General features: G+C 34.8%; 12 protein-coding genes. 9 read left to right on the top strand and 3 right to left on the bottom strand.

Translation table 11 applies throughout. The features are described from left to right. Nucleotides 1-867 precede the first annotated feature (867 nt). Genes LEP1GSC203_RS14385 through LEP1GSC203_RS14395 form a run of 3 tightly spaced genes read right to left on the bottom strand, consistent with a single transcriptional unit; the run spans nucleotide 868 to nucleotide 2,872 of the window. Nucleotides 868-1,593 carry a hypothetical protein gene (locus LEP1GSC203_RS14385; RefSeq protein ID WP_002974778.1) on the bottom strand — a complete coding sequence of 242 codons (726 nt, stop codon included), beginning with the start codon at nucleotides 1,591-1,593 and terminating at the stop codon, nucleotides 868-870. 12 nt (nucleotides 1,594-1,605) lie between these two features. Further along, nucleotides 1,606-1,905, bottom strand: a complete 300-nt coding sequence (locus LEP1GSC203_RS14390) for an STAS-like domain-containing protein (RefSeq protein WP_198008583.1) — start codon at nucleotides 1,903-1,905, stop codon at nucleotides 1,606-1,608. A gap of 1 nt (nucleotide 1,906) precedes the next feature. Further along, complete coding sequence (locus LEP1GSC203_RS14395; RefSeq protein ID WP_002974808.1) at nucleotides 1,907-2,872, bottom strand: ATP-binding protein; 966 nt, start codon at nucleotides 2,870-2,872, stop codon at nucleotides 1,907-1,909. Between the two features lie 394 nt (nucleotides 2,873-3,266). Between LEP1GSC203_RS14395 and LEP1GSC203_RS14400 the strand changes: the two genes are divergently transcribed. From LEP1GSC203_RS14400 to LEP1GSC203_RS14440, 9 genes are all read left to right on the top strand, one after another. Continuing rightward, nucleotides 3,267-4,004, top strand: a complete 738-nt coding sequence (locus tag LEP1GSC203_RS14400; RefSeq protein WP_002974781.1) for a ParA family protein — start codon at nucleotides 3,267-3,269, stop codon at nucleotides 4,002-4,004. Further along, nucleotides 4,001-4,561, top strand: coding sequence for a hypothetical protein (locus LEP1GSC203_RS14405; protein WP_002974766.1), 561 nt, complete (start codon nucleotides 4,001-4,003; stop codon nucleotides 4,559-4,561). Before LEP1GSC203_RS14400 ends, LEP1GSC203_RS14405 begins: the two co-directional genes overlap by 4 nt. Before the next feature lie 49 nt (nucleotides 4,562-4,610). Beyond that, nucleotides 4,611-4,838: a hypothetical protein gene (locus tag LEP1GSC203_RS14410; protein ID WP_002974783.1), complete on the top strand. Its 228-nt coding sequence runs from the start codon at nucleotides 4,611-4,613 to the stop codon at nucleotides 4,836-4,838. A gap of 303 nt (nucleotides 4,839-5,141) precedes the next feature. Next, nucleotides 5,142-5,693, top strand: coding sequence for a helix-turn-helix domain-containing protein (locus LEP1GSC203_RS14415; protein ID WP_002974790.1), 552 nt, complete (start codon nucleotides 5,142-5,144; stop codon nucleotides 5,691-5,693). Continuing rightward, a complete protein-coding gene (locus tag LEP1GSC203_RS14420; protein WP_002974787.1) occupies nucleotides 5,690-6,412 on the top strand; it encodes a hypothetical protein in 723 nt (240 codons plus the stop codon). Before LEP1GSC203_RS14415 ends, LEP1GSC203_RS14420 begins: the two co-directional genes overlap by 4 nt. A 21-nt stretch (nucleotides 6,413-6,433) precedes the next feature. After that, nucleotides 6,434-6,661, top strand: a complete 228-nt coding sequence (locus tag LEP1GSC203_RS14425) for a hypothetical protein (protein ID WP_039938107.1) — start codon at nucleotides 6,434-6,436, stop codon at nucleotides 6,659-6,661. A 232-nt stretch (nucleotides 6,662-6,893) separates the two neighbouring features. Further along, a complete protein-coding gene (locus LEP1GSC203_RS14430; protein WP_051064177.1) occupies nucleotides 6,894-7,274 on the top strand; it encodes an SOS response-associated peptidase family protein in 381 nt (126 codons plus the stop codon). Nucleotides 7,275-7,403: 129 nt separating this feature from the next. Continuing rightward, nucleotides 7,404-8,630 (top strand): FG-GAP repeat domain-containing protein, encoded by a 1,227-nt coding sequence (locus LEP1GSC203_RS19455; RefSeq protein ID WP_002974789.1) that lies wholly within the window; start codon nucleotides 7,404-7,406, stop codon nucleotides 8,628-8,630. A 194-nt stretch (nucleotides 8,631-8,824) separates the two neighbouring features. Continuing rightward, nucleotides 8,825-9,034 (top strand): helix-turn-helix domain-containing protein (locus tag LEP1GSC203_RS14440; RefSeq protein ID WP_002974794.1); only part of this gene is annotated, 210 nt, incomplete at its 3' end.

Below are 9,034 nucleotides of genomic sequence, written 5' to 3' on the forward strand. Positions count from 1 at the left end.
CTATCTTATCGTCATTGCAAGCAAAACTCAAAAGGAATTAAAGTTTAAATGCCCTGCTTTATTGCCAAAGAATGACTAAATTCCTGCGAACGTATTCAAGTTGAAGTTTGCAATTAATAATATTACTACATACCATTTATTATAAATCTCATCTCGCCGTTAAATTATTGCAATTTGTCCGAAATATATTCAGAAATTAGTTAGACAGTTCCGTTCACAGAGACTGAAAAGAAACCACCTTAAATTCAATGCGACATAATATTTACGAGCATTGCGCCAAAGGCTACAAAAATTCTTAGTAGCCCTGATGTTTCCCAACATAGAAGCTTGTAGCTGCTTCTGTGCTGGGGCTCAAAAGGATTAGCATAGCGTGTTAACTTTTTTAAGCTAAAAATAAAAGCAAGGATAGTGACGAAAGTGCCGTATATAACCCATTAGAAATCTCAGCATCCATGAATCATGGATTTTTTTGACTAGCCACTTTTTCCGGCCCCTCCCCCCTTGGGATAACTAGCGTTAGTAGATCTTGTCGGGTTTTCTATTCGCTTCTTACCCACCACAAAAACAGCATATCATGATGGCGGGGTAATACACTTTACGAAAAGATAGTATCCATGGGACATAAGTAAAGTCGTGTATTAATTCCTAAAATAAATCGACAATGTATATATCCCCTTTCAAAACTTCCATTTTAATTTTTACTATACCCATTGTTAAGGAATCTACGTTTATGGAGATTGTTTTCTTTTCCAAAAGGATAAGATTTAATTTCTCAATTTTGCCTCTCAAGGCGTTCCGGAAAATTTTATCGCTTAGATTTAAATCATTATAGACAGGTCGATGCCTTGGATCAATGTAAATCATTAGCTAAATCGAGATAGGTTCGTATTTTGAATAATCTCGATTAACTTCTATTGGCTTAGCTGAATATTCCTTAATCAAAAAATTTAACTCTTCTTTGGAAAGATAAGCTAACAAAAAGTTTGATTCTTTTTTCGAAAATTTTCTTTCTATTAAAATAAATTGAAGATAGGATTCAAAAAAATACGCCATGTCTCGAGGAATATTTTTGTCTGAGTAAGGCTCTATTATTTCTTCATTCTTAAACAGTCCAATTTTCCAGTGTACTTTGCTTTTTGAAACATAAGATAATTCCATATCTAACCGCTTTGATATATCAAATCTTTTTGTAATTGCAGATATTGAATTTATCAAAACGTTAAATTCTAATGGACGTTGGTTAATATTGAGCGGAGAATTAAAATATTCTTCTAGGATGGACTCTTCGCTTTGGTCAAACTCGCGTGCATTTTGAACAAGTGTTAACTTTGCAACAGCCAGTAATGCACAATAGTGTACGCTGATGTGTGAAAGACTTTTAATAAGTGAAATCGCCTTGTCGTAATTTCCTAAATTATATTCTAGCAAAGCTAACGCATGGTGATCGTTCACTTCAGCACGGTTAGTCCCGACTAACTTTTCGATTCTTTTTTTTAACCTATAAATCTCAAAGTTGTCTTTTTGAGGAGATAAGGAAAAGTAAAATTCCCTTATAACTTCTTCAGAAATTCTTAATGGCTGTGGGTTTGTCATAAAAAAAATTTCTTAAGCATTGATCAGTTCTTTTGATCTTTCATCCGCATACTCAAGACCAGCTTCAACGATCTCAACTATGTTTGACTTACAATTAGCAATTCGCAGTTTTTTTGGAATATTATTTGATCCGAACTTCAAGAAAATATCCAGAAATAGTGCATTTGTAAACGAACTGTTAACGTTTGTTATTCCAGAAAAATCTAAGATTATCTTTTCATCTGTCAGAATCGACTGGGGTACGATGATTTCATTTACTAATTTCACAGCACGTGCAGAATCCAAACCTGATCTGCCGATATATTCAAACATATTAATCGTCATTACCCATTACCCCCTTAAATTTTCCTGTTCTAGTAATTAGACCCAAATCCCTCTTCGTTTCCATCAAGGCTTCCTGAAAATCAAGAAGGCCAGATTTCTTAAAAGTAATATTTATCGCTACACCCTTAAAATAAGAATCGGCAGCTAATTCCTTTAACTGAGCATTTTCTATTATAGCATTACCTGAGACAAGACAAAACTGTCCCGATAATTTTTCAGATAAATTTTTTAAAATGGACAACCCAACCCCAGCGTTCACTGGAGTCATGTAAGGAGACGTAATATGATTTTTTGAAGAAACCTTTGGCTCTAGCGCTTTCTTTACAGCATCTGCATCATTCCAATTTTCCCGAAAATGTGGGGATGCATTATTTTTGAAACTGTTTAGCACTCCTATACCATAGTCTGCTATACCGATCCTAACCAATTCAGTCTGTTTATAAAATTGAGCAGAAATAAATCCTCGTCCTTCGGAATGCTGCACTACATTATTTATCAATTCAGATATTGCATATACCAACAAATCATAGATTTCTGAATTTTCTAAAGGATGATCTATTTTCCATTTTTCTTCTTCTGGAATACAGCAACGAGCTACTCCATCCGAAATAACATCGACAGAACCTTTATTTAACCCAAATTCTTGAATGACAGTAAAATTACCAAACGATTCGTGTCTTATGAATCGTTCAGGCATCGAAACATCACAGATACTGAAAAAATTCATCCTCTGAAAATAGCTACAAGCCGCAAATCGTTCGTGGTTAATAAAGAAAACTGGTATATCGTCAAACAAATATGATTTAACTTTACAGATTAAAGTTACTAGTGCCACAGGTGAATATTTGACAACTTTCTCAAAATCGAAAATGACAGGCTCATTATTTGGCCTTTTCATTTTTCCCAAGAATTCACCTAAATCATCATATACACGAGGTGGAAGTTTAATTACCATTTTCTAATCCCAAAGAATCTAACAGCCGGTAGAATATGCAATTTAAGAATTTGCTCTCTAAAACTCCAGCCATTTCAAGGGACATAATAAAGTTTTGTTTGTCTTTTAACTTATAGAGCTTTTCCATTTACAATCAAGTAAGTTCTTCTGAGGTTTCTTAATTTGTTCTTAATATGGTCCCGGAAATCGTGCCTTTTTCCAACGACAGAGATTTAAAAACACTGCCAATATTCAATTTCAGTATTGGAATATCTGAAATCTGAACTTCTCTTTATTTTGAAAAAACTCAGGATAATCAATTATCCAGAAATTCTTGTAATTTAAAACAATAACACATTTTTAGATACAGAATTTCCTTGTAATTGAAAGGGGTGAATCATTCCATTCGTTGTAGATGAAAATTATTACTGTAGCTTCCTTGAAAGGTGGAATTGGGAAAACCACCACTTCCCTATATTTAAGTCAAGCCCTGAGAAGTTTAGGAAAAAAAGTCCTTTTGATAGACTTAGATCAAAACAATAATCTTTCAAATTTCATGATTAAGCAATTCCCAAAAGGAAATGATATTAACGAAAAAAACATTCTGAACATGCTGAAAGGCTACGCGGAAATTTCTGAATTTATATGGAATTCTGCAGATGGAATTGATTTAATTCCCGCCAAGAAAGATATCAAAAATATAGACATCGAATTTGCGACAGACCCTATACTTGGTTTAAGATTTAGAAATGATTTAAAATCACTTAAATATGATTTTATTATTATTGATGCACATCCTGCTACAAACACAGGTTTAAGATGTGCAATTCTAGCTTCCGATGAAATTATTTGTCCAGTTGAACCTAGTGTTTGGAGTTCGCAAGGTATCGATGATATTGAAACCGAAAGACTTCAAGCTTCAAAAGCGATGAAAAACGAAATTAAATTACGAGTGCTTATCTCAAAATGTACTCTAAAAAAAGCTGATGAATTGAGGCCGATTTTAAAAAAGAAAGGATATCAGGTTTTCTATTCTGCGATTGTAAACTCTGAATCTATTAAGATTTCGAATGATATCAGTGAATTTTTAAACGAAAAAACCGGAAAAGCATTCCCTATGTTTTTATCTTTAGCAAAGGAAATCCTAAAGTGAGCAAGAAGGAAAAACGTCTAAGTGCCTTTGATGAAAATCGGCCTGGAGGAGATGACAGGAATCTCGTTGAATTAGACAAAGATTCAAATCTAGTAAAACTTAGGAACCTTCATCGAAGTACAATTGGTGCTGCGATGAATACTATTCGTAACGCAATTCTTACAGGAGAGGAATTGGTAAGAATTAAATCAAATCTTAGTCATGGTAAATTTATTCCATATATCGAATCAAATAAAGATTTCATTGGTTTTGATAAAAGGATGGCAAGTAACTACATAAGGTTTTATGAGAATAGAGAATCGATAAAAGAAGCAAAATCAATCCGGGAAGCACTAAGAATGATTTCGGATCTGAATAAAAGTGAAAAAGAAATAAACCCTGTCGAAACCAAAGGTGAAGAGCCAAAGATAATTTATACTAGATTCAAATCAGGAAAACCATTAAACCCAAAAGAGAAAAAAATTCTGAAAGAGTTTTTGGTAGGTGAAAAAGAAAGAATTCTAATCGCCGCAAAAACCAAAATATCCGAAATTGAAAAGGACCTAAACTCGATTTGAAAAAGGAAACGCGTTTCCTTTTTGGAATTCTTAAACGTAGGAATCAACTTTGGTAAAAATCATCGATCTAGGAACTCAAATTGATTCCGAGCCAAAGTTCAGTTGGTATCTAGGAGAGTTCCATTGTTTTCTAGTCGCAAATAATAATGTGATTTGGACATCATGGAATGATTTTGAATTCGATTTCCTGGAAGATACCAACAAAGATCCTAATTCCCAGTATCTACAATTGGAAGAGCTCAGTGATATCTTTGAACAATCAAATTGGGGGAAATAATTTCCTTTTTATAAAAAAATTCTTGTACCGAATTCGAATTCGTGCTACTTAGTACATGTTCAGTAAAGCTACCGAACCCGATGCCGGGAACTGAGAAGCCCGGCGTCACAATCCTCCCCCCAATTTTATTTATGTCTCATTAAGTTCTTGACGAAATATGTCTCATTACTTAAACGTGTACCCGTCTGGATGCCCTAGACTCGTGTCTCAGCACGATTTAGCTTTACTGGATCAATCAAAATGATCCGCCAAAAATAAACAAAAGTTACGTGGCCGTAGGCATACCCACTTAAGAGGATCATTATGAGGACAGGATTATGGATACCTGTGGAAGTCGAAGCATTACCTTTGAACTCTACTGAAAAATATGTTCTTTCAGAAGTCGTTGCACTCGATAGAGTAGGCGAATGTTTCGCGTCAAACGCACATTTCGCAGAACTCCTAGGAGTAAGATCTGATTCAATTTCCAGAATAATATCCAAGCTGAAAAAGCTAGGATATCTAAAACAGGGACGATTTGATGGCAGACGACGGACGCTAATACCAACACTCACAAGTCAATCAGACCTTAAACCGAATCCCAAAAAGGCAGAAAAACCAGACCTGCTAATGCAGGATACGCAAAGGACAACCGGAATAAATGCCGAAGCTGCTTTTGCAATTTTGCATTCCCCTTCTTATATAGTACAAAAACAAAACAATGTACAAAAGACTTGGAATGAATTTTTAGAATGGAGTAAAGGAAAGGTAACATCTTCAACTTGGTCGATAATTAATAATTGCAAAGACCCAAAAATGTTAAAAGGGACAAGTTCGATAATTTGGAACCAATTCCAAGGAATGCCTAAAGTATGATTAAAGATAATGATGGGAATAAAATTTGGATATTGTTTTCATCTATTTCCGGAGTATTAATTCTTTGGTTTGGAAGTTATTGGGTTATTGAATTAAAATTTAGTAACTATGAGCAGAAAGGACAAATTGGAGACATGTTCGGTGCAATAAATTCTTTGTTCTCAGGATTAGCATTTGCAGGATTAATCTATGCTATATATCTCCAAAACAAAGAGATTAAACTCCAGAAAGAAGAATTAAATAAAACAAGAGAAATCGCAGAAGCTCAGGAAAAAGCATTGAGATCACAGGCGGAATCACAAAATCTTTCAGTATTTCAATCCTCGTTTACTCAAATGTTGGAAATACATTTCCGATTAATGGATTCTTACTCTGACGATCAAGAAACAGGAAGCCAGCGTTTTAACCAAAGACTCATTATGGCATGTAATGAAGATCCAAAATATTTTGAAGAATATGTTCTGAAAAAAATGGATGCAAGAATGATAAGGCATTTATTTCATATATCGAATATTATCGAATTGATTTTACTTGAATTTCCAGAAGATCCAAAAAAACAAAGAATCTACATTTCTAGGTTAGTTGGTTGTCTTGCTTATTATTTACTTTTTTTCATTTTAAAAGCAAAAGACTTGGGTTATTATAAAGATATAAAATCAAACTTAGAACATATAATCCCAAGTATGGGTGATTTAGAAGATTTTGGCCGAATATATTAATTTTATAAGAATAAAAAATAAATGATCGAACTATTTCCACAATCAGACAAAGACCAATTCATTTCTACAACGGAAGCCGAAATTTATTTTGAAAAGCCATCTAAAATACCCATATGCCGAAATTGCAAAACCGAAGTTGCATACCATGAATGGGAAAAAGATAGAGTGGAATTCGCTTGCCATGGAAATATTCTGAGATTTCATTTTGTGGAAGGATTGATTGCAAGAGTAGAGGAACTCAAGGAGTAGGGGACATGTGCGGTCAAATGGGTTATATATATATCGAAGGGGAGGATGGATTACGAAAAACTACCAGCGAAGGACCAGCATATCGAGAGTTATTATTAAAACCTATTGGGAAAGCAAACAGCATTTTTTTCAGTTATGATGTTACACAAGCTAAATCGGGATATAAACCAAATTGGTCCAAGCAACTGATTTTCTGTACTCGAATAGAAACTGTATTTGAAAAACCTTTTTGGTGAAAAATGATTCAAATGAGCAGGTGTTAATTCCGGTAAAATATTTCATCGAATTTCATTACGATCAATATGGGAAAAACCCATGGAAAATACATTGGAAGAATTCACCGATTTTTTTCCTCGGTGGAATATATAGTAAAGATAGTGAAAACGATTGGTTCTCAGTGGTAACACAAAAAGCCAATTCTAAGATGATGGAAATCCATAATGGTGGAAATAATCCAGGTAGGCAACCAATCATATTGAGGCCAGAGAATGTCGAAGCGTGGTTGGATCCGAGAATTGAATCAATTAGTGATGTTACAAAGTTAGCGTCATTTTACGAAAACGAAGATATCATAGTTGGCCCAGAGAATTCTTCTCAACCTTCATTGTTTTGATATAGCAATGGCGAACGCCATTCAGTCCGAACCAGGAAATAATTTATTATTGAAATGAATCTTTAACAATTGTGATGTGACAGGAGTAGGTTAATCCATTGGCTACGGATCGGATTAAGAGAAGCGAAAATGGTAATTAGAATATTAATACTAATCTTGGTATCTTTGCCAGTGGTAGCAGAGCCGATTGTCGTTGGAATTGAAAGAAAAAATTCAACCTGTATAGGCGGTTATGTAAAGTTGGTCGTATTGTCAGTCAAAGGTCAAAATAGCAAAGCCCTTTCTGGGTGCTCTGCTTTGCACCCAGTGGAAGGCAATTTCTGGTTGAAAGCTGCAGATTGGAATGGAGATGGAGTCATTGACCTTATTGGGATTAAGAAGAATCAAACTGGTACGAAGAGTACGGAGCTGCATGTATATGATGGAAGAAATCTGCAGACACCAATTTTGCAAACAGGAACAGAACTTCATGAAACTGATGCGAATTATGATTTTGACATGGCAGACTGGAATCATGATGGAACATTAGACTTAGTCGCTTTTTCCAAAAACGGAGAAAGCCAATCGACAGAAGTACATATATTCAATGGTCGGAATGGTAAACGTCTTTACTCACATGCAACGGCTTTACATCCTACAGGCTTAGATTTTCGTTTATTTCTGAAAGACTGGAATCATGATGGAACACCAGATCTTATCGCATTAAATACATTAAGTGGGCATTCGAAATCTACTGAAATTCATGTTTATAGTGGCATTGGTGATTTTAAAAATCGCTTAATGGGGAACAAGACTGTTCTTCACCCTGCAGGCCAGGAATTTGCGTTTTCAATAACAGATTGGAATGCTGACGATCGAACTGACATTATTGCTATAAAAAAATGGGGAACTGGAACTTCATTTGTCGAAATACATGTTATCAATGGCCGCAATGTCGAAAATAATTTTCTAGTTCAAACTAAAACAGAATTGAGCGCAATTCCATCTAACAGAGTAGAAGATTTTACTTTTTCAGTAGTAGATTCTAGTGAGTGCCGAAATTGTAAGGAAAAAAGTCGATTAGTGGATCATGTTTTGAATGATCAAAAAGTAAAAGATCTAAAAATATCTGATCAAATAAAAATGCAAATGGTTTTAGAAATATATGCTGAACCAAATGGAACAGTAGAAGATGTAAAGAATAACGTCTGTAAAAATTTAGATTGTAAGAAAATTGAGCCAATGCTTTGGCAAGTTGCATTCAAAGTAATAGATGGCGCGATGCAAAAGTGTATGGCAGATAGTAACTGTTCAACTGCAGTAATCGGGATCTCGTTGATGGCGCTCTTAATTTCACTAGTAACTTCACTTCTTTGACGATCGATGAAAAAAATCTTAAAGAAGTAACTATTTTATTGGATCTTTGAGTGATCTAAAGTGTTACCGATGTGCCTTTCTATACAATCGGTCCGTAATAGTTTCATCCCTTACAAATTGATCTCACAACATCCTTTACAAACAAGAATCTAATTCTTCGATTCAGAACACGATGTACACACCAGGAGTGTGTCATGGCTTGGAAGGAGACAAACGTGTTTGAAGAAAGAATGAAATTTGTTGTCGCTTGGAAACGTGGTGGGTGGTCTCTCACTGACCTTTGTCATGAATTCAATATCAGTCGAGTGACAGGGTATAAATACTTAGAACAATATGAGCTTTATGGGATCGATGGGTTAAAAGACAAAAGCCGAAGACCGAAACACCATCCACACCAAACTCGA

Source organism: Leptospira terpstrae serovar Hualin str. LT 11-33 = ATCC 700639, assembly GCF_000332495.1.
GTDB classification, from domain to species: Bacteria; Spirochaetota; Leptospiria; order Leptospirales; family Leptospiraceae; genus Leptospira_A; species Leptospira_A terpstrae.